Here is a 22,176-nt window from a genome sequence, read left to right as displayed (position 1 = left end):
AGAATTCGCAATGAAAAACAGCAAGCTGTTTAAGAATTTACCACAGAGAACGCAGAGGACACAGAGAAAACATTAGGATGTTTTAGCTAAGTATCACTAAATCCTCAAGGATCGAAGAGAATTGCTGAATCAATAAAATCAAATATGTTACGTAAAAATAACGGAGGCTGCACATTCGAAGCTTTAATTTTTTAATTATTGATTCTTAGAAGGGTGCGATGGGCTTGACAAAATTCCGAGTCTTAGACCCTGACATCGACGCAAGGAGATCGTCAAGGGGGTGGGTTGGTCGTGTGTATGGAGATTTGATATTGTCTTGACTTTTTTGCTTCGTTTTTGTGTCAAGACAAAAATGAAGGGAAGAAAAATTCATTCACATTCATAAAGAAGAATTGAAGTAAGCTTTTTTACCCAGATTAAACTAAGCCCTTCTTATCACATCACCATCTCAAAAACAAAATTCTTCCTTTCCTCCTTATTAATTAAATGAGTTGACAGATCATACAAATTCTTATTAATTGTATTCATTTCAATAAATTATTAATAGCTATTTGACTAATAAAAAATATAATACTTCTTTGTTTTTTTGTAACAAAACATATATTTTGAATTTGTTTATAATTTACAACTAAGACAATGAGGAGTTTATTAAAGAGCTTAAGAAGCATATTTTTGTTTTTTCTTCTGTTATCGTGCTCTGAAAAAGATTTTACTGATCTGGAAAATTTTCCTAAAAATGAAAGTCAGGTAGATTTTATCGAACCGGGACTTTCACAATTCAAAATAATCCAAAAGTATATATCGTCAGATTCGATCTTTTCCAGAATTGAATTAACCAATAATAGCAATGATGATTTTCAGGGTTATCAATATCTTTTAATGGGAACCGATAAAGATGGTGAATTTACCTTTAACACATTACAGTTTATCAAAAGCCAGCGAGTAGACTCGTTGATTGCTCCCGATGAGACCTTTAAAGATACCATACAAATAGACAACTTACCTGGAGAAAAGTATCTTTCGTTGTACGACTTGGATTATCAGATATTGGCTACCCAAACAGGCGATCCGGGAGGGGAATATGGTGGAGAATTTGCATTGATAAATTACGATGAAGATAGTTCCTATATAGCTGAAATAGGTCCTTTGTTAGGATACAGAAACCTGGAAAACCAAAACAAAATCTATTTTAAATCTTCCCTTTTCAATACATTAAATTTTACAATATATCAGGATAGTATTTACACAGGCGGATTGATAGATTTCAACAATGATACCACCCATGTATTTTCAGATACCATAAACATTAGTAAGGGAATAAGAAAGAGAGTGGAAATTGACTTTACTTCGAAAACTAATGTTCAAGAAAAATTAACTATGTCTCTAAATCTTCTATTGCGATGATTAAAAATATTCTTTTAGTAGTATTTATATTTTTAGCTGCATACACTGTCCAGGGCCAGTCAAATTACCCGAATTTAGACTTGTACGATGGTAAATATGAAATTAAAGGATCATTTACACCTTATTCAGTTTATTCATTTACTATTACTGATAAATCAAATAGTTCCGAGCAGTCTTTTTCCTTGAATATAATGGATAAGGACAACTTTGTAAAACTTGTGACCGCCAAATGTTTAGCTCTCAATTCATCCTTGGGAAAGGAAGTTTTAGAAAAAATAAAAACAGAGGCTTTAAAGTTATTTTATTATTATATCTCATATGAACGGACAATTGTAACAGAACAAAATAAACCTATAGCTGGAGAGGTTACCTTTAATCCAGTCATTTATGTTTCAGTTGATCAGTTAGAAAGAAGAACTGTTTTTAAAGATAAACTTAAAAAGGGTGATAAAAAGGTGTCTAATAATGGGATAACTCTTGAAAAAACCAAAAGTAGGCTCATAAGAAAAGATAAATATACAATTAAAGATGAATCCTCATCCGTTTTTAACGATTTATTGGTGGTATATGGCAAGAAAAATGCATTAAATGCATTTATTAATGTTTTAAACGGGAAGGCAAAAAGGGAATTGAATGAAATGTATAAGCAACTGGAAGGAATGAAAGAATCCAGAGATTCAATTAGTTTGAAATTAGGAATTTTGAATCAAGTAGAAGAGATATTAGAACCATTAGATAAAATTAGCAGTAATACGATTTTGTTAATTAATCCAGCCGATTCTACTATTGTGAGTAAACGACTGGAAAATAAGGAGTTGGGTTTGGGGAATGCGGATTTATTAGAAGAAGTAATTGCTGAACAAAAATATCTTAATAGTTTCAAGAAGGATGATTCTGTTAAAGAGTCAATTGAATTATTAGAGGAGATTTCGTCAAAAAGAAAAGAGTTGGATAGCTTAATACAATCATATAATGGAAGTCATTTAACAGAAAATTTAAATTTTTCAAATGTTAATTTAAGGCTAAACGATTTAACACAAGCTCAGAAAACAATAAATAATCAAATACAATCTCAAAGTAAGAATATTTCTAATCAAGAAGTAAATGACGGGTTAAAGCGGTTTAAGGTTGAAGAAGTAGAATTTGAGATAAATGATGGTTACATGAAGAGAATTGAGATTCTTGGTAAGATTGAAACGCCATTCAGGAAATCGGAATTTTATAATTTTAATAATTCTGGTACTATTATTTTTGAGAACCAAATTCCAATTGGATTCTCTAGAACAATGGATTTAAAAGAATTAAATAATATCTATTTTTTCAATAATTATGCTATTTCAAATAGGTCCTTGTCTCTCCATTTAACAGATGTATTAGAATTGTATAATAAAAAAATGGAGGTTGATCGAAATGATTTTAGTCCAGAAGATCAAATTGTTATTTATAAACCGATAGAAAACAAGACTTCAAAGAAAGTTTTATATAAGGAATCATCAAAAAAAATATTAGAAGCTGAGGTATATACAGATTTTGTGGGAATTAATGAAACTAACCCAAACGGTTTAGTTCAAACCGAAGTTAAAAAGGAGATAATTTTAAATACATCTCGATATCGGCCAAGTAAATTTTTTCAAGTTAATTTCAGTTGGTTTGAAGCTATTACACCATCAATTACTTTATCTAAACTGGAGGAAAATAATAAGAATTTACCATTACAGTTTAATCGGCAAATATTAAATGGTGAAAATTTTAATATTAAGCATGCTTCTACACTTGAATTACGAAGGTATGAAGCTTTGTCAATGGGCTTTAAGTTGAAGTATCTTACTATAGATGTTCCTTATTTAAAAGCTACTCTATATGGAAATCTAGGTATAAGATATGGGATTACTAACATAAAAGATTCACTTGTATTAAATGCTGATGTTGAAGAATACAAAGTCAATTCTTTTCAAATTATTCCTGAATTCTCTGTGAAATTTCAAGGCGATGAACGTTATGGGTTAGAATTAGGATATCGAATAAATTATTTCAATATATATACAGACAAATTTTTACAGCTTTCAAAAAAAGATATTTCCAATCAAAACTTTTCTAATGATTGGTGCGATAAGTTACTTCACAATACAGAGATAAGAGTATTTTATCAACCATCAAATCCTTCCAAATCAAATGGCAGATGGTACTTACGATACAGATTATTCTGGGAGGCAGGAAATACCTCGGCTAATTTTAGTCAGTTACAGTTTGGGTATTCATTCTTTTTACTTAAAAATGAACCAGGTATGGGTAGTTCTAATTAAGTTTTTTTTGATTTGATTCCGTAAATTGATCTTTAATATGTTATTAGAAATTTAGGATAAGCTTCTATGTTTTATATCAGGGGGAGAATCGATAATTAGGTAGTTATAAATTTTCACATGAAATTTGATTAACCCTTAATCGCCAACCTCTTCCTCCTAAAACAAATAAGCAAAATCATCAAACCTCCAACGAACCACCACGTCGGTTCACTCATTTGATCAGGTTCCTCACCAGCATCAAGTCCTTTTTTGCCTGATAATACCTGCTTTTGCTTTCGAAGTAAGGCTGCTTTTTGAGCTTCGTTTTCCAATGCGATATAGGAGGTAACCGGAGTCATGATGCCTGTTTGGAAACTCGCTTTAACCAGGTTTGGCCAGTTGTCAGCAGCTTCCTCAGGATAGAGAATTTCCGAACGTCTTAATCCCTCTATTAGTAAAGCAGATTCGATTGTTTTGCCTGAAAGATCATCCTCATCAATTTCAAAATAGGGATCGAGGAGGACGAATTCATCTTTTTTGTCATCTCTCAGATACCTGGTTTCACCATTAGGCAACTTTAATTTCCTGGTATAAAAGTTTTTATCTTCACTTGAAGAATGAGTTAAGTCATTCCAAAGACGTTCAGTATTGATCGTTTCACCATTAGTAGTATAAAACAGATCATTTCCCGGATAAGTGAATTTCCAATCAGAAAGACTGTTTTTATCTATGATAGCGTCATAAAAATCATCGGTGATCACGCAAAAAACCGGAATTTCCTCAGAAGGATTGGAATAATTATCAAACAATAGCTTTTTCATTGCTCTTTCAAGCATAAAACCACCTTCTCTATCTTCAAATAACAGATTCTTTTCAAGATTTTCATCAAGATCAAAGGTTGCGATAGAGGAATTGACCACACTCACTTTTGCCTTTTTAGTCCACGATGAATGTTTGTTTAGTACCGCATCGACGATCTCCTGGTATGGCAGCTTTGGTGAATTGGCTGAATAATCAATTATAAAATGCAAATAAGGCTGTCTGTTGATTCGTTCTAAGGTATGTTTTTCTTTGGCTGTGACGATCCGGATATTGTCTTCATTTGAATCAAAGCTCACCGGTGTAGTAATTACCTGTTCACTACCCAATTTAATGGTATGACCGTCGATGATAATTTCCGTTGGAGAACTGTGAATTAATTCCAGACCGGTAGTTCGTGTTTGCTTACTGTCAAACGGAAATACCCGGAAAGAAATGTCATTACGATGTTCGTAATAAAGTATTCCCGGATCTCGGCGGACATTTACAATATTCGTATACACCCAAAAAGCGGATTTCTTTTCTGCTAGAATGCCTTTTTCCCTGCGACCTTCAATATCCAGGTAATAGTCACTGATCCAGCACCCGTCGGGTAGGGTAAAAGAGGTTGAATATTCCTGCATGCTAAGATTTAAGGTATTATTGATTTCGAGGTCAATAGTAGAGGTCCAGGTTTTTGTTATTTGGTCATATTCACTGTCAACCTTCACATTTTCAATTTTAATATCCGGATTTTCAGGCCTCAGATTAGGTTGTCTGCGATTGGGCAGGTCGGTTTCCTCATCAAAAAATGCTTTGTTTAACCTTTTAATCTTGCTGTCGGATAATACAAGGTTATCTAAAACCAACCAGTCATAATATGAACTCAGGTAAGGTTGGTTATAACCCATGAAAAGCGAATTTCTGTTTGACTTTGCCTTATAAATTTTATCCAGCGTACTCTTTAATGGACCATCCCATACGATTGCTTTTGATTCTGTAAAATCCGGATTGTAAACGTAATCCAATGCATTCATTAGATTCACCCGTTGAAAACCAAAGTAAATAGTAAGTACGATAGGGATAACCAGAAAACTACCAACCGCATAAAGAGAAAGCCTTTTTCTGGAAAAATACGCCTTGAGGTAATTCCAGTCTTCTTTCATGGTCATTGAATGCAATAGCATCAAAATTATCGGGGTAAGGGTTAAAAAGCCTAATCCGATTAAAATAACAGCCAGGATAGATAATGGCATGTATGGTAAGAATACCAGAAAGAAATAAATGGTAAATGAGAAAGTTATGCACCGTAGTAGAAAAAGAAACAGCCTTTTGGATCGATCTTGAGGGTTATTTACGCATAGTAATATACCGTTGATTATAGTTAGAGCATAAAACCAAAAATGGTGAAAATCTCCGAAAACACCCGGACGCCTGGTTTCGAATCCTTCATTGGTAATAACAAAATTAGTGATCAGACCGGCGATTGGTAATATCAGCGCAAAAATGATTTTTATAGTAAGTTGATTTTTCTTCCAGAAACCGGATTTGTTTTTTAACAGGACATAAAAGCCTTGTAAAAGGAAAAACAAGAAAATTACAGGGCCGATGCTTGCTCCAAGTATATAAATATAATTATCAATATCCTTGAAACTTGTTTTTAACAGAGGAATAAACAATGTGATAAGCAGATAAAATAGTAAAGGAACGCTTAATGCTATCAAAAAGCTCTTCCAGGCTTTTTTATCTTCCGGGTTCGGAGTAAAGTAGATAATTAACAAATAGATCGAGTAAGCGATCGTCGGCATGATGAAGGTTGGGAAATAGAGAACCAAAAAGTTGTTAGTCATCCATAGCGGAATACTCCCTGGGTGAATGTCATGTGAATAATAGAATGCAAAGAAAATTATTCCGATCCCCAGCAACATATTTATAAAAGAAATCAGCGCCTGGAGACCTCTTTTCATTTTATTGGATGAGTAAGAAAATATCAGGTTCAGAATACCATAACCGATAATGATACCCCAGGTCCATTGCCAGATCTTAATGTTTTCTTCAGAAAGAGTTGATTTAAATACCTGGTAATCCCAGTTAAGTAATAACAAGAGTACTATTAGTGGGGCGGTATTGGTTATTAGTATCCATTTAGTTTCAAGCAGCTTTTTCATAGTTTGATTTATTGATTAGTAGGTATTCAATTAAAAAATAAGTGATGATTAGAAATGTAAGATTGGTTACAACCCCAAGCGATTCATGTATAGTGTGAGTCGATAAGTTGAAAACAGATAGCAATTGATCCTGGAAAGTAGAAGAAATGTAGATCCGGGATCCGTTGGATAGTATCGTTATTAGCCATGCAATAGCAAAAGCCGGGATAAACATTGCGATTTTCTTAATTCCCATTAAGTTTATTTTCGAGAAAAGGTAGATCAGCATGGAGGAGGCAATCAGCCAAAGATTGATGCCGGAGCACGATTCGTTGATGATGAAATTTCTATTGGCAAACAGGTAACCTTCCCTGGGGATGAATTCAGATTGAGAGCCTGATAAAATCTCGATCCATTGAGTAGTCGGATAGAGCAGGAATTCCAGGTGCGGCAGCTCCATAAATCTCAGGCTATATTTAATGACCAGGACGATTGAAAAACCGATAAGGAAATAGAACAAATTGGTTCTTTTAATCATTTGGAAGAATTGAAAAAAATAAAAAATGTTTTAGAGAAACGACAGAAGCCGATCTAAGATTAATTAAATATAAGTCAACCATAACAGAATCAGAAGATAGAGAGGTTTATCCCAACGATTATTAGGGTTATTTAGGGATTATTAACAAAGAGAGAAGTGTTATAGTATTAAACAAATAATTATTTAACCGAAAAAGAATCAATCCTCCAATTTAAACCCTCTTTATTCCGCTGACCAATGATCATAAGATATTCCGTTTCCGGATTTTCGCAGTAGTGAGTGTTAGATTCTCTGACAATTGCTTCAAAATCCTTAAGGTATCTATTGGTTATGCCTTCCTCAGAAATTGACTCATCATAGTCTTTATAACAAACCAGTACTTTAAGCCGGGCTTTGTAATGAGTAAGTTTAGACATCTCTCGCCAGCAATCTTTGATATTGTTTTCATGTTCGAGGATGATTGAATAACAAGGAGGGAAGAATTCATCAGAAGGCACTAAGCTAGAAATTTCACTTAGATTTTTATTGGGAGCAAAAGCAGCATCTATTTTGTATTCTTCAGCTCGATATCTTAAATCAAATGTTTCCTTAATTCGATTTATAATATCACTCTCCTTAAAAATGTAATGAGTCCACAAATTACTGTTTAGGTATTTTGATAACAAACTTTCTTCCTTTAATAGGTCTGGATTGAAAACGCTTTTCCAAAGGGATATGAAATTCTTAGCAGAAATTAGGCTCATTAATAATCTATTTTATATTGTGTCTAGCCCCAGTTCTTTTAAGAACTCATTGTGTTCTTTGGTTTTTTCTTCAATGCGTGCATTAATTGAAGTTAATGTTTTGTTCACTTCAGCCAGGTCTACTGGTTCCTCTTCTTCTGCTGTACTCACATACCTTGATATATTGAGATTATAGCCATTTTTTTCTATCTCTTCCATAGAAACCTTGCGAGAATAGCGATCAGTTTCTCTTCGGTACTTATAAGTTTCTACTATTTGATTGATATGTTTGTTATCTAAAGAGTTCTGGCGTTTCCCTTTCTCAAAGTGTTCACTCGCATTAATGAAAAGTACACCATCTTCCTTTTTACATTTCTTTAATACTAAAATACATACGGGGATGCCTGTTGAATAAAAAAGATTGGATGGTAACCCGATAACCGCATCAATGTTATTGTCTTTTAAAAGTTTTGTTCTGATTTTTTCTTCAGCACCACCTCTGAATAATACTCCATGAGGCAGGATGATTGCCATGGTTCCATCATTGCTTAAAAAGTGAAAACCATGAAGTAAGAAGGCAAAATCTGCAGCTGATTTCGGAGCCATACCATAACTCTTAAACCGGAAATCTTCAGCAAGGGTATCATTAGGCTCCCAACGCAAACTGAATGGTGGATTTGCTACAATGGCATCAAATTCTACTTTTTTTGATGGGTTCATTTCGTTTAATAAATCCCAATGATTTAGAAGGGTATCACCATGATAAATATCAAACTCAGTATCTTTCATGCCATGCAGAAGCATGTTCATTCGAGCCAGGTTGTAGGTAGTTATATTGTTTTCCTGACCATAGATTTTACCTACAGTTCCACCATTATTTTTGATTCGCTTTCTAACGTTTAGTAATAAAGAACCCGAACCACAAGCAAAGTCTAGTACGTTGTCTAGCTTACTTTTTTTGCCAGTGGATGGATCTTGACTGTCTAATGTGACAATTTCTGAAAGTATGGTTGAAATTTGCTGAGGCGTATAAAACTCTCCGGCTTTTTTACCTGAACCAGCGGCAAATTGACCAATCAAATATTCATAAGCATCACCCAGAGTATCAGTGTCGGTTGAAAACTCCGAAATACCATCTGATATTTTCTGAATTATAGTACAAAGCTTTTTGTTTCTATCAGAAGGTGTTCTACCAAGTTTTTCAGAATTAAGATTGATTTCAGAGAATAAACCCTGAAACGAATTATCAAAAGATTCATTCTCAATGTATCGAAAGCCTTCTTCCAAAGTGAGAAGTAATTCTCCATTTTGGGTTCTAGCCATTTCGGTAATATTATTCCATAAGTGCTCTGGTTTGATAACATAATGAACCTTTCTACGCATTTGTTTTTCAAATTCAGGTACATCTTCCTGATTTTGCTCATACCAAACACCAAGTGGAGTGCGTTTATCACCTTCTTCCAATTTTGGATAATCGGAACCTAGTTCTTTTTTTGCTGACTCTTCGTAATTGTGGGATAGATAGCGTAAGAATAAAAATGAAAGCATATAATCACGAAACGAATCTGCATTCATTGCTCCTCGGAGATTATCTGCTATTGCCCAAAGGGTTTTACCTAATTTATCTTGTTCTGTTTGTGTCATTTTTAAATTTTTTAAGCAAATATTTCTGGTAATTGAAATTCATGTTTATCCAGAAACGCCTTTAATATTCTTTTAAATAGGTCTTTATTGTCAGGGTTCATTTCAACAGGTTGATAAATGGAATACTTCCCATGACTTAATAAGTTTAAAGCACGTGAATATAACACCTCATCTTCTATTCCATAGATGCACCTGGAAAACTCGTCATATCCAAAAAAAGTTGAAGTCTTCTCAAGTACACTTCTTAACATGTTAAAATGATAAGTTTTTATTTGGTTTGACTCTGATACTGATTTTAGTTCAGTTAGCATTGCAACATGATGGAAAAATGGAGTGTCGTTAGTAGCTTGTAGCACGTATCCATCACCATTGTTTTTGTGTAGGAAATGGCACTTGTGTTTGATTTTTTTAAGTTCATTATACATTACATTAAAGAATAATGAATGATGTGAAGAAATAACAAATTTAATTTTATCTTTCCCTCTTTTTAGCAATTGAGCAAGATCGCTAGCAACAGCTATTGCATTATTGTCATCTAAAGAGGAGATAGGGTCATCTATATAAATATATTTTACATGTTTGTATGGACCTGATTTATCATCATCATCTATTGTCAATTGAATAATAGCCAGGAAAATACACCAGATGAATATATTTTCTTCACCCCTCGATACTTTAATATATGGTTCTTTCCCCTTATTAAATGAGATAGTCCATTTTTCATAATCAATTTTAAAGTCAAAATTGGCATATCGCTCAAGAAAGACAAATATTTTTTCTTCGAGTGCTAATTGTTTGAAACTTTCAAAAAAACTTGATTCTTTGTTTATAATTAAATGCCTTTCAGAGTCATTTTCTAAATCATTGTTCCAATAAAATAAGTCTTCGGTGTAGGCATTATAATATAGTGTATCAGTTTCAGGATTCTCTTTACGTTTCTTACTTCTATCCTTAAATTCGACAGATAAACGAGTCTTACCTGTACCATTATAGCCATAGAGTAGTACAAAGTTATGATCATTTAGGTCACTTCTTAGCCTAATAGCAACCTCCTTCAGCGATTTAAATTTATGCAGTTTCTTTTGACCACTCATTTTTTAACTATCAATTTTCGGAAACAAGCCTTGCATTAAGCCCTTTTTATGTTGCTGCAGCTGTTCAATTTTTTCTGATTGAGCAGTGATAAGTTCATCTATAGCAGAAAAACTAGAAGAAATTTTTTGTTGTTCTTCTTTGGTTGGTGGAATTCTACTTTCCCAAGACTCTATACCTGATTTAGTCAAATGTTGCATTCCAAGCCCCCTTGCTTGTGCTGTTTTGATATTTTCAGTTTCAAAGTCAAGTAGGACGAAGAGGAATTGCTTATCTATATCGCTTCTTTCAACAACCTTCCAAATATGGTAGTGGTATATAACCTTTTCTTCCTTCCAAATTCGTGGACCGAAAGATGCTGACCAAGCATAAAGAAGATCGCCATTGTCGCAATACTTGTCTTCACCAAGTTTTAGGTCTGAATAGTACCATTCATTGTTAGTGAAAAAGTTGCCAACTCGTAAAACACGATACTTCCCTGATGTGAGCAATTCTTCTTTCTTGTATGCTCTGCCATTAATAAAATCAGCGGCATCTCCCAACTTCTTCTCCACCCACTCCCCATCATTTTTAAACTCCGGAAACCGATAGTTTGGTACTTTTTGACCTTCCTGAGGAAAGAGGTTTTGCATTAATCCTTTTTTGTGGTTTTTTAGAGCTTCAAGCTTTTCATTGTGTGTTGCGATTAACTCATCTAAAGAAGAAAGGCAGGAGGCGATTTTTTGTTGTTCAGGTAAGCTAATATACAAAACAGGGATTTCCATAAATGCACTAGCAGTAATGCTCATTCTATCAAATCTTGCTCCTGTGTTTGAGGCAGCTTTTATTGATTTATACCAATGTGAGGTTTGGAAATAATATTCGTAAAAACTATTCTGTTTATCATTAAATCTAAAAACTGTATAAAGCGGAGACATTGCTCCAGTTATTCCTAATCGATTTTTTGACAATGGACCAACTGGGGCATGAACTGATATTCTAGGGTTGTATACATAGTCTCCATCCTCTACTAAATAATAATTATTTAAGCTTTTTTTATTAGCAATATCTTTATCAAAATATTCTCGCTGATTTACTATGCCATCAGTTGCAGAATTTGTAAAGACAGAAGTGATTTTTCCATTTTTATTTTGGTTAATATTCTTTTTGCAAGCTTGCCAAGCATTTTTTCTTCCCACTGCCCATTTTTAACGAACTCAGGAAAACGTATTTTAGGTATTAATTTTCCTTTTTTATTCATAAGCAGCTAATCCTGATATTTCTCTACCTTGTGCTAATTTCTTTAATTGAGGGGTTAATTCTTTCATTAGTGCAGTTTCTGCCTTACTTCGTTGTTTCCACCCCAATTCTAATGGTTCCATCAGATCGGTGAGTTTTTCCCCGTCAAAAATCATTCGATTCATTATCTGTTCTACAAAACTTTTTAGTTCTGTTGTTTGTAAGCCATGATTATTTGCTATTTGGGCTAATTCTTTATCGTATTTTTCAATTTTAAAAGTCTCATAATTTTCTTTTAGCTCATTGGCGGTTTGCCCAACACTCCAATCTACTTGATTTATATATTCAGATAAGTCAGCTTCTTCATCCATCAAATTAGAGTTTGATTTTAACAAGCTAATTACTTGAGACTTGCTCATTTTTTGCTTTGATGGCTTTTGCTGTGTACTTTCTGCAATGAGATTCATTATATAATCATAATCAATAACAGCAGAGGCAAACAAGACAAACTCAAAGTCTAATTGTTGAATATCTTCTGGGGCATTATCACCTTCTTTTTGTTGAATCTCCCGAAGTTGTTTGGCTGTTTCTAAATACGAACTTCTAAATTCTTGTAAATTATCTTTAGGTAAAATGGCTTCAATGGTAGCTTGTTGCTCATCATCTAAATCGGTATACTGATCAAGTTGGGTTTTAAGTCGTTGTACTTCCTTGAAGTTTTTTACAAAAGCAATTTTTGCCGCATCACCTCGAAGATTATAAACTGCCTGAGGTTCGTTTACCAGATTGTGTTCTTGCATGAAATCACCTAATGCTTCTACAGCATCGCGGTATTGCTCAATCACTACCGGTGCAGGGTCTACCATCCAGATTTCCTTCGCCTTACTACCATCCTCACCAGAGAAAAGTGTGATAGCCTGGTTTACTGGATCTTGTTGGGAACGGAAATCTAATATGTTGCCATACGGTTTAGTGTCATTGAGCACACGGTTTGTCCTTGAAAATGCCTGGATCAAACCATGGTATTTTAAATTTTTATCTACGTACAGGGTGTTTAAATATTTAGAATCAAACCCGGTAAGTAGCATATCCACAACTATTGTTAAGTCTATTTTATTCTTGTGTGGATAATCTTTATTACTAAATTTTTGATTTTTAATGCGAGCCTGTAAATCCTGATAGTACAAATCAAAATCATTGATATTATGATTTGTGCCATATTGATTATTGTAATCAGTAATTATTTCTGTTAATGCTTTTTTCTTTTCTTCAGGGTTTTTCTTATTATCTTCTTTTTCTTGTTGTAAATCTTCCTGAAGTTGTTTGATGTCAGCTGCATTTTTTAAGCTTTGCTTATCTCCATTTTTAGCAATTAATTGAGCAGGTGGAGAAAAAACACAGGCAATGTTAAGTGGGATATAATCCGGGTCTTCAGCCGATTTACTATTTTGAACCTCTTTAAACAAACGATAATATTCAATTGCATTATTTATTGAAGCAGTTGCAAGCACTGCATTGAATTTTCGTTGATTAGTAGCTGCATTGTGTTTATTAATAATTGCTTCTACTATAGCTTGCTGAGCGATTGGCTCTCCTGGATTAGGTGTTTTATCACCTTTGCCCTTGAAGTAATCTATATGAAATCGTAAAACGTTTCTATCATCTATTGCATGGGTTATCGTATAGGCATGCAACTGCTTTTCGAATATGGCTTCTGTTGTTTTGTATTTTTCATATTGTTCTTCGCGTATTTTATAGGTTGCATTCTCATCAAAAATAGGCGTTCCTGTAAAGCCAAAAAGTTGGGCATTTGGGAAAAACTCTTTAATTGCTTTATGATTTTCTCCAAATTGTGAGCGGTGGCATTCATCGAATATGAAAACTATTCGTTTATCACTTAACGGCTCTAACCGCTCTTTATAATTGCGACTATTAGTTCCATCAAGCGCCAGACCTAATTTTTGTATGGTAGTTACAATTACCTTGTCAGCATAGTCTGTAGAAAGCATTCGTCTTACCAAAGTTTCTGTATTGGTGTTTTCTTCTACCGAGCCTTCTTGAAATTTATTGAACTCTTCGCGTGTTTGCCTGTCAAGATCTTTTCTATCTACTACAAAAAGACATTTTTCAATATCATGATTATCTTTTAATAGGGTAGAAGCCTTAAATGAAGTTAATGTCTTACCACTACCAGTAGTGTGCCAGATGAACCCATTACCTCTATTTTGGTGAATACAATCAACAATCGCTTTTACCGCATAAATTTGATATGGGCGCATCACAAGCATTTTCTTTTCACTTTCAACCAGCACCATATATTTGCTGATCATCTCACCAAGCGAACACTTAGATAGGAATTTTTCTGTGAATGTTTCAAGATGAGTTATTTTATTATTGCTTTCATCAGCTAACTGATATATCGGCAAAAATTGCTCATCGGCATTAAATTGAAAATGTTGAATTTTGTTATTTGCAAAATAGAATGTGTTACTGCGATTACTCACAATAAATAATTGCATAAAGCACATAAGTGAGTTCCCATAACCATTACCCGGTTCATTTTTATAATCCACAATTTGCTGCATAGCCTTTCGTGGAGAAATGTCTAATTTTTTTAATTCAATTTGAACAACCGGTAATCCATTTATAAGTAGAATGACATCATATCGTTGATTACTGTTTTCGGTGTTGATTTTTAATTGACTAACAACCTCAAATTCATTTTTACACCAATCTTTAATATTTACAAGGGTGTAATGCAAAGGAGTTCCATCCTCTCGTTGAAAATACTGTCTTTCACGAAGTAATTTGGAGGCTTCGAAGACATCAGGTTCAATTATTTCTTCACGCAAGCGCAAAAACTCACTATCAGATAATCGAACTCTATTTAGTGCTTCAAACTTGGTTTTGAAATTTTGTTCAAGTGTTTTTCTATCATCAATATCTGGTCGATGAGTATATTTTAACCCTTTTAATTGTTCGATCAGATTTTTTTCTATTTGATGTTCTTTAGTCATTAAAATTTTCTTTCAATAAATCCTTTTGATAGTCTTTTAAATCAACGCTATAGTTTAAAAACTTTCTGTTTATTCAAACTGATTATCCAATTCTAAAGCGATAGTGAAGTATCCTCAGTTGATAATCAGGTTTAAAAATAATTTGATCTAAATTACAAATTTATCACAAACTATGAGACGAAATATCTGCTTTAATAAATAATGAAAGCGTAAGATTATTATTAAACATGTTTAAAAATGAAAGTCAGGTTAAAAAATCAAGTACTTGTACTTATTAGCTCTTTATAAAGAATTAAAAATACGGTTTTAGGAGGGGAAATGAATTGTAGTAATTTTAGGCTGGTATATGTATAAGATAAAGGCTTAAAAGATTTTACTTAATCGAAGACAAATGAGAAGAGATTATATGAATTCGAATAACTTGAGACTTATGATTTATTCCAATTTTTGAAGTGGTTAGTTTGAATGCCTTAAAGGCGAAATTTAAAATAAATTTAAAATCTTTTTAAGAAATCCGTTGTTATTAGACTCAGGTATTTTATACGTGACAATATGAGCCATAATTACTTCTAATGAAAATCTTCGATAGAATTTCATAAATGCCATAAAGCAAATGTAGCATATTGCCATACAGCTTCCGGCAATTATATAATTTATCAAACTATATTCTTTTGTTATTGAGAGAATAAACCATATAAAGAATAGGAAATTAAATATTAAACTGAAAGTTCTTAGTAGACCATATAGTGCCACATAATTCTGCAATTTAGGAACATGGTTTGGGCAATTCTCTAAAACATAATGATATAGATACCTGAAAAAATTTAATGAATCAGCACTACCCATCTTATCAGCTTCTAAATACCCGTTAATCTTTATTAGAGAATATGTTTTGAGTTTAGCAATATCTATATATGGTCGATCCATAGGTCGAGTTAAATGGGCTTTAATTCCAAATAAGTTTCCAAATATAAAGTCTGTAGGCCATAAGGGTAATAAAAACATAGGGAGTAGAATTAATCTTTTTATCCAATTCCTGGGTTTTTTACAGTCAAAATCAAAATATCCTTTTGGTTTTCTAGCAATTAAGGTTTTTGAAGGAAATCCATATTTCCAATTTGAATAAATCTCTATAGTTATTGAAGATAAGTAATTGATAATATGCCCAATTACATAGGCTACAATTATTAGAATAAAATAGTCAATAGGATTATCTAATAAAACTGATTCTAACCAATTTTTTGCATCAATGTAATTAAAATGATCTAAGGTGAAATAAATGCTAGAAAGAAAGAAAATACCTGGTATTAGATATCCTAAAAAATCGTAAAATGAAAAAGGATTCTGTTTTAAAACCATAGTCGAGTAAATAGTTGAAAAATATTATTTTAAAGATATTTGATTTTTCCTAAATCTCCCAAAACCTTTCCAATTTCCATAAATAATCAAACTCTAACTTTCTTAACTTTTCAATTACATCAAAATACTCCTGCTCATCAAAGGAAGTCCAGCTGGCTTTATCAAAACCATATTGATTATTTTCTTTATGTATATTCTGTAAAAGAATCCGATCAATTGGAGGGTGAGCAATCTTTGATAGGTTGCAATATGGATCCCTTAATACAACAGCAGTCTTGATGTAGATGTTAATGATCTTAGCTGCTCTTCCATAAGTTACTTTATCCTCATCAATACCAAGAGACTTTAAATGGTTGATTATACCATTAGCCCAAATTTTATGTTGAATATCAAAGTTTTCTTCAGTGAAGCTCTCTTTTGAGTTGATAACCTTTCTTAGATCAGTTGCTTCGATAGCATTTTTAATATTTTCTGAATTTGTAAAACTTCGTTGTGCGGCACGTGCAGCTGTCCAGCAGGCATAGCGGTGAACATGTTCTTCAAATGAGTAGTCTTTTTTCATGTTTGAATTGGTTGTTTTAAAGTATAAAAACACTTAGGTTAATCCCTTGCCGAATATTTACAAGCCGGGAAATTCGAACATCCATAAAACTGCCCGTATTTACCATTTCTTAGAACTAAATCATTACCACATTTCGGGCAGATTTTGGCCCAAGCTTTATAGTTTTTTTCTTCGAGGTTTTTCTTTACATGTTTTCGATGGCCTTTCTTGTTTTTGGTTATTGATGCCTCGACTTTATTGGCCATGGCAAGAATGTCACTTTCCGAATAATAAGCAATGAAATAGTCCTTGATAAATGATCTTAATTCTTCTACATAAATCACTGGAGTATCTGAATGAACATTCTTTAAAATAGCATTTCCAGCAAAAACAACCACCGGGATATAATTAAGTCGACCGAATTCTGATAGCAATTTTTTCAAGAAATATACATGTGCTAAGTTTTGCTTTATAGGATTCCAAAGCTTCCATTTAGCTTTATATTTTGTTTGGTGCCAATATTCTGATTTTTCACTACCATGGATCCATCCGGAGTAATTCTTTGTTTCGATAACAAAAACCCCATAAACAGATATAATAAGGTGGTCAATCTGGGTGGTTCTACCATCAAATTCCAAGTAAATGTCATTGAAAACGATATACTCTTTCTTGTTCAGCTTTTTCAATTTTCGAGCGACCTTACCTTCTCCAATAGACCCAATGATTTGGGGCATTTTAGCATTCAGATAAAGCGATAAAATAATTATCGCAATCAATGGTAAGGAAATTAATAAGATGATTTCCATTTGTGAGTTTGAATTGCTCTAAATTCAGTTACATAAATATATGGTAATTCAGTTTAAAAAGTAAATTCCACTCACTTCATATCCAGAATATCACTCTCAGTTTTAGTTTTTTTAAATCGATTATCGATTATCTTCAACACTCTTAGCCAGGCGCCAACTCCTATGAAGATCATGATTATGAATAACGAGAACATGGAAAGGTCTCTAAATATCAATTCTCTCGCATTAGAACTTAACATGAATGTCACAAATCCGAAGACTAGTAATGTATATATCCAGTTAAATACTTTTGCTGTTACCATATTGGTCGCCCAAATGGTAAAAGATTGGACAGCTAATCCATAAGTAATTGCCAAAGGTATACTGATAAATAGTAATTTATTGTTTACAGGCTCAATAAATACTGATTCATATGTCAGGACAGCAATTAGATTTAATACAAGTGTTGCCGGGTATGATGAAATTAGTACAAGTATTACTATGATTATTTTTCCTGCTATTTTCATATTATAATATTTCCGGATCCGAACTAATGCTTTTTTCTTTAATGAATACCTTTTTCGTCCTGGGTATAGCAAATAATACCGAACCTAATAAATAACAACCCTGGACTCCGATCCAGAAGAATTCATTAACAGAAGTTCCGTCCCACACTTTGAAGTAATAAGCGGAACCGATTATTAGCAGCATAACTGTAAAATAAAAAGCAGTGAAAAATTTGCTTCGTCCTGCTCCGAGAATTTTGTTTATCAAAGACTGAATTGCTATTCCAATTCCAATAAAGAGGGGTAAGGTCAAATAAATCGTCTCGGATAAGCGCTGTATTGGTCCTGAACGGACATCTATATTATTCATTATAAACAGATAAATCAAGCCTGCACCGATTGCCCCTAAAATTATCAGAACTAAAATTGTGAATGCCAGATAAATGAAAAAGTTTAAGAATTTCATTAGTTTAAAAAATTGATGTTGATAAAGTTGGGTCAATAATAAGGGTTTTTTTTGGTGGTTTGAAAGAGAGGGGGAGAGGAGGTAGGTACTTTGTTTTATGGTAGTTCTTTCTCTTTTGAATCTTCTATATACAATGATGAATTATCTTCCTCTTCATTTTTGTCTTGACACAAATACTGACGATGCTATCGCATGTCAGCATCCAAAAAACGAAGCAAAAAGGTCAAGACAATATCGATCCTCCTAGCGCCCATTCCTCCCCACCCCCGGAAAGCAGAGTGAGTGTGAGAGTGAGAGCGGAGAATCATTAAAATAAATTGGAGCTATAGAGATCCAATCATAACCGTGATATAAATAAATTGCGTCAGCAATTCTCTGTGTACTCTGTGCTCGCTGTGGTAAAATAAAACAGCTTGCTGTTTTCTCTGCGATCTCTGTGTGCTCCGTGGTAAAAATTAAAATAGCTTGCTATTTTCTTCGCGTCCTTAGCGCCTTAGCGGTGTGTTTTTTTACTTGCGAGTCGAGAGCAATCCTGTTAATTTTTTTTAATCATGGTCAATCCAAGTTCTCCAATTTCGAGTCAAAGGTAATCCTGTTAATCTTTGAATCCTCTTAATTCTGATTCAGACAGTTTTCTCTTCTTCATTTTTTGTCTTGACACAAAAACGAAGCAAAAAAGTCAAGACAATATCGATCCTCCTAGCGCCCATTCCTCCCCACCCCCTTGACGATGCTATCGCATGTCAGGGCCTTCGGCTCGGGATATTGCCATTCCTACCGCACCCTTCTAAGAATCAACTAATAAAAGATTGAAGCATCGGATGTGAAACCTCCCTTTTTTCTATGTAACATTTTAATTTCATCGATTCAGTAATTCTCTTTGAACCCTGCGGACTCGGTGTTACTTAACTCAAACATCTTGATGTTTCCTCTGTGTACTCTGTGCTTTCTGTGGTAAAATAAAACAGCTTGCTGTTTCCTTAACGATCACTGCGCCCCTTGACGATCTCCTAACGTCGATGTCAGGGTCTGAAGATTTGATGTGTGTTTATTTTATTCGAGTCAAGGGCAATCCTGTTAATCTTTTATAATCAAGGTGAATCCCGGTTCTCCAATCACAAGTCGAGAGCAATCCTGTCATCCTATTATTTAATTCCTAAAAATTCTAGGTCAGACAATTTCGAGTCAAGCATTCTAATAACCAATAACTTAATCTCCAATAACTATCCATCTAATCTCTAATAACTTTCACTAAATAGCCTGACACAAATATTGACTAAAAGATGAAATTAAGTCTTAAATAAAACTCAATCCTCTTTTGGAATATAGTCACCAAACTTATACTTTTGATTTCATCAACCATTACATTTTTTTCAGTGGATTACGCAAAAAAAGAAGATCAAAATCATCAACGATTTAGGCAGCCCGATAAAAAAAACAATAAAGAAAAAACACTCCAGCTCCTGAAAAAACCTGGCTTTAGAGTTGGTAATGATGCTCCTGCACCGGGGTCACAGTCCAGAAAATCATCCCTTTCCGGAAATGTAAAGCAAAAGATGGAAAACTCTTTTGGAACAAGTTTTTCCGATGTCAATGTGCACAAAGATTCTCCAGAGGCTACTAAAATGGGAGCAAAGGCATTTGCACAGGGCAATGAAGTCCATTTTGCTCCAGGCCAGTATAATCCTGATACCAAATCCGGGCAGGAGCTGATCGGTCATGAGCTTACCCATGTGGTACAGCAAAAACAGGGAAGAGTAAAAGCTACAACCCAGGCCAAAGGAGCGGCGGTAAATGATGATCCAGCCCTTGAAAAAGAAGCTGATGAGATGGGTAAGAAAGCAGCTGAGGGGAAAAAAGTAAAGGAAATAAAAAGCAAACAAGAGAATGGCGCATTAATTGAAGAGGAAGAGAAAGCAAAACAAGAAGATCAACTTTCTGATGAACAATTAGCTATTATTTCTGGTAATTTTTTTGATCAATACAGATCTAACATAAATGCCTGTAGAATTTCCCTAATAAGTACTTTTAGCCAACTTACAAACGCAGAAAAAAGTAAGGATGCATCGATTCCAGGTTTCGTAGGTGAAATCATTAAATCTGCACTTACAGCAGCAGGTAAAAGTAATCCCATGTGGGCAATTGGTTACGAAATTTTAGCATATGCAGCCACAGAAATTTATAATAAGGTAAATAATATTAATAATATCTCGGCTGGAGACTTTCTTTCCTTAATTGATAATGGCTTCATTAGTATACATGATAATAATAAATTAAAAGAGGATTATTATAGAAAGTTTTTAGCTGCAAACAAGAATTACTTTAAAGGACTTAGCGGCGATAAATTAGTGATGGAAGCAGAAAGACGTGCAGATAATATATTCCCCAGTCAAAAAATAATTAAACAGGGAATTGTATTAAAATGGATTAGAAATTCAAAAGATGGCTACGATTGGTCTTTTAGTAGATGGAAAAGCGCATATATAGAAATTTCAACCCGCTACAATTACGTTAAGAAGAGCCATGAACTGATGCATGCCCAAATAGATGATACAACAGGGCCAGAAGGCACACTTCAAGCTTTAAAAGATGCGTTTTCACCTGATTATCCTATTATGGATCTACCTTTGAAAAAAGATATATCAATGGCAGATCAATTATGGACAGACAGGTTTTTCCTTGATGAGAAAAATAATAAAGTTGGAGGTGATGATACTGAGATTGAGTGGAAGACGGTACTTAAAAAATTCAAATTAGCTGATTTAACACCTGATACCTAATGAGAAAGATATTTATAATCCTTTACCTTCCAGTATGTATATTATTAACATACTGTAAAAATAGATCAACCGATGATTTTGAATCAAAAAATATCACAGAAACTGGTATGGAAAAACGCAGAGAATGTACTTCGTTAGATTATGATAGTTTGTTTGCATTGAATACTTATTTTGTAGGTAAAGACATTAATGATTTCGAAGATGATAATAATATCAACTTTGATGAAGTTAAAAGTGTAAATTCAACTGCTATAAAACTGAACGAAAAGAAGTTGTCGAATTTAAGAAATTTAAAATGGCTTGATATTCAGGATCAGAATATTGATAATTCGGTGTTAGAAAATTTCTATAAAAACAACTGTTTGCAATATCTCAATATAGTTTATTCAAACTTAAAAAATCTTCCTGCTGGTCTTGAAAAATTTCAACACCTGCAATACCTGAAACTAAGAAAAAATAAGATACAAGAAATAAACGAATTCCCTGACATAAGCCTTATCGAACTAGACTTAAGTGAAAATATAATTAGCTCATTTGAAATCAGTGGTCAGAGCTTGGAAAGTTTGAGTGAATTACACTTAAATGATAACCATCTTAAAGATTTCCCGAAGTCAATTTTGAAATGTGAAAATTTAGAAACTCTTTTTATAGGAAATAATCCGATTAACTCCATTCCCAAAGAAATTATCAAATTAAAGAATTTAAATTATTTATATCTTCATAATATTGATTTAAAAGAATTTCCCTATTTCCTTAAAGAATCTACTAGCTTGGAAACCATAATTTTTTCTAAATATATTGTAGACGAAGACCTGGAAGATAGTATCAGAGAAGATTTTAAACCTATCAGAATTGAATTTGTTGATTAAGAAATAGC

16 protein-coding genes are annotated in these 22,176 nt (G+C 33.4%); 4 read left to right on the top strand and 12 right to left on the bottom strand.

From position 1 onward, the window contains the following. The first annotated feature begins 636 nt into the window (after positions 1 to 636). Positions 637 to 1,404 carry a hypothetical protein gene (locus tag DCC35_RS16460; RefSeq protein ID WP_137091841.1) on the top strand — a complete coding sequence of 256 codons (768 nt, stop codon included), beginning with the start codon at positions 637 to 639 and terminating at the stop codon, positions 1,402 to 1,404. Continuing rightward, positions 1,401 to 3,707, top strand: a complete 2,307-nt coding sequence (locus DCC35_RS16455; protein ID WP_137091840.1) for a synaptonemal complex protein 1 — start codon at positions 1,401 to 1,403, stop codon at positions 3,705 to 3,707. Before DCC35_RS16460 ends, DCC35_RS16455 begins: the two co-directional genes overlap by 4 nt. Before the next feature lie 128 nt (positions 3,708 to 3,835). Here DCC35_RS16455 and DCC35_RS16450 read toward each other — a convergent pair whose 3' ends face one another. From DCC35_RS16450 to DCC35_RS16395, 12 genes are all read right to left on the bottom strand, one after another. Then, a complete protein-coding gene (locus DCC35_RS16450) occupies positions 3,836 to 6,652 on the bottom strand; it encodes an MSEP-CTERM sorting domain-containing protein (protein ID WP_137091839.1) in 2,817 nt (938 codons plus the stop codon). Further along, on the bottom strand, positions 6,636 to 7,169 hold the full coding sequence (xrtK, locus tag DCC35_RS16445; protein WP_137091838.1) for an exosortase K: 534 nt from the start codon (positions 7,167 to 7,169) through the stop codon (positions 6,636 to 6,638). Before xrtK ends, DCC35_RS16450 begins: the two co-directional genes overlap by 17 nt. Positions 7,170 to 7,348: 179 nt before the next feature. Then, positions 7,349 to 7,912 carry a hypothetical protein gene (locus DCC35_RS16440; protein WP_137091837.1) on the bottom strand — a complete coding sequence of 188 codons (564 nt, stop codon included), beginning with the start codon at positions 7,910 to 7,912 and terminating at the stop codon, positions 7,349 to 7,351. Positions 7,913 to 7,924: 12 nt separating this feature from the next. After that, positions 7,925 to 9,535 (bottom strand): type I restriction-modification system subunit M, encoded by a 1,611-nt coding sequence (locus tag DCC35_RS16435; RefSeq protein ID WP_137091836.1) that lies wholly within the window; start codon positions 9,533 to 9,535, stop codon positions 7,925 to 7,927. 11 nt (positions 9,536 to 9,546) lie between these two features. Next, complete coding sequence (locus DCC35_RS16430) at positions 9,547 to 10,629, bottom strand: AAA family ATPase (RefSeq protein WP_137091835.1); 1,083 nt, start codon at positions 10,627 to 10,629, stop codon at positions 9,547 to 9,549. Between the two features lie 3 nt (positions 10,630 to 10,632). After that, positions 10,633 to 11,805 carry a restriction endonuclease subunit S gene (locus DCC35_RS16425; protein WP_217495865.1) on the bottom strand — a complete coding sequence of 391 codons (1,173 nt, stop codon included), beginning with the start codon at positions 11,803 to 11,805 and terminating at the stop codon, positions 10,633 to 10,635. Positions 11,806 to 11,859: 54 nt separating this feature from the next. Next, positions 11,860 to 14,862 (bottom strand): type I restriction endonuclease subunit R, encoded by a 3,003-nt coding sequence (locus DCC35_RS16420; protein ID WP_137091834.1) that lies wholly within the window; start codon positions 14,860 to 14,862, stop codon positions 11,860 to 11,862. Between the two features lie 483 nt (positions 14,863 to 15,345). Next, positions 15,346 to 16,221 carry a hypothetical protein gene (locus DCC35_RS16415; protein WP_137091833.1) on the bottom strand — a complete coding sequence of 292 codons (876 nt, stop codon included), beginning with the start codon at positions 16,219 to 16,221 and terminating at the stop codon, positions 15,346 to 15,348. 49 nt (positions 16,222 to 16,270) lie between these two features. Next, on the bottom strand, positions 16,271 to 16,783 hold the full coding sequence (locus tag DCC35_RS16410) for a hypothetical protein (protein ID WP_137091832.1): 513 nt from the start codon (positions 16,781 to 16,783) through the stop codon (positions 16,271 to 16,273). Between the two features lie 38 nt (positions 16,784 to 16,821). Continuing rightward, complete coding sequence (locus DCC35_RS16405; RefSeq protein WP_137091831.1) at positions 16,822 to 17,568, bottom strand: NERD domain-containing protein; 747 nt, start codon at positions 17,566 to 17,568, stop codon at positions 16,822 to 16,824. Between the two features lie 71 nt (positions 17,569 to 17,639). Continuing rightward, on the bottom strand, positions 17,640 to 18,074 hold the full coding sequence (locus DCC35_RS16400) for a hypothetical protein (protein WP_137091830.1): 435 nt from the start codon (positions 18,072 to 18,074) through the stop codon (positions 17,640 to 17,642). Position 18,075: 1 nt separating this feature from the next. Further along, the gene (locus tag DCC35_RS16395; protein WP_137091829.1) at positions 18,076 to 18,519 is read right to left on the bottom strand and encodes a hypothetical protein; all 444 of its coding nucleotides are present in this window, start codon (positions 18,517 to 18,519) and stop codon (positions 18,076 to 18,078) included. 1,376 nt (positions 18,520 to 19,895) lie between these two features. Here DCC35_RS16395 and DCC35_RS16390 point away from each other — a divergent pair. Beyond that, positions 19,896 to 21,299, top strand: a complete 1,404-nt coding sequence (locus DCC35_RS16390; protein WP_217495864.1) for an eCIS core domain-containing protein — start codon at positions 19,896 to 19,898, stop codon at positions 21,297 to 21,299. Next, positions 21,299 to 22,168 (top strand): leucine-rich repeat domain-containing protein, encoded by an 870-nt coding sequence (locus DCC35_RS16385; protein ID WP_137091828.1) that lies wholly within the window; start codon positions 21,299 to 21,301, stop codon positions 22,166 to 22,168. Before DCC35_RS16390 ends, DCC35_RS16385 begins: the two co-directional genes overlap by 1 nt. Positions 22,169 to 22,176 lie beyond the last annotated feature (8 nt).

This window comes from Mangrovivirga cuniculi (genome assembly GCF_005166025.1).
GTDB lineage: Bacteria > Bacteroidota > Bacteroidia > Cytophagales > Cyclobacteriaceae > Mangrovivirga > Mangrovivirga cuniculi.
The sequence above is the reverse complement of the archived record's forward strand: the minus strand, read 5'-3'. Positions and strand labels throughout refer to the sequence as shown.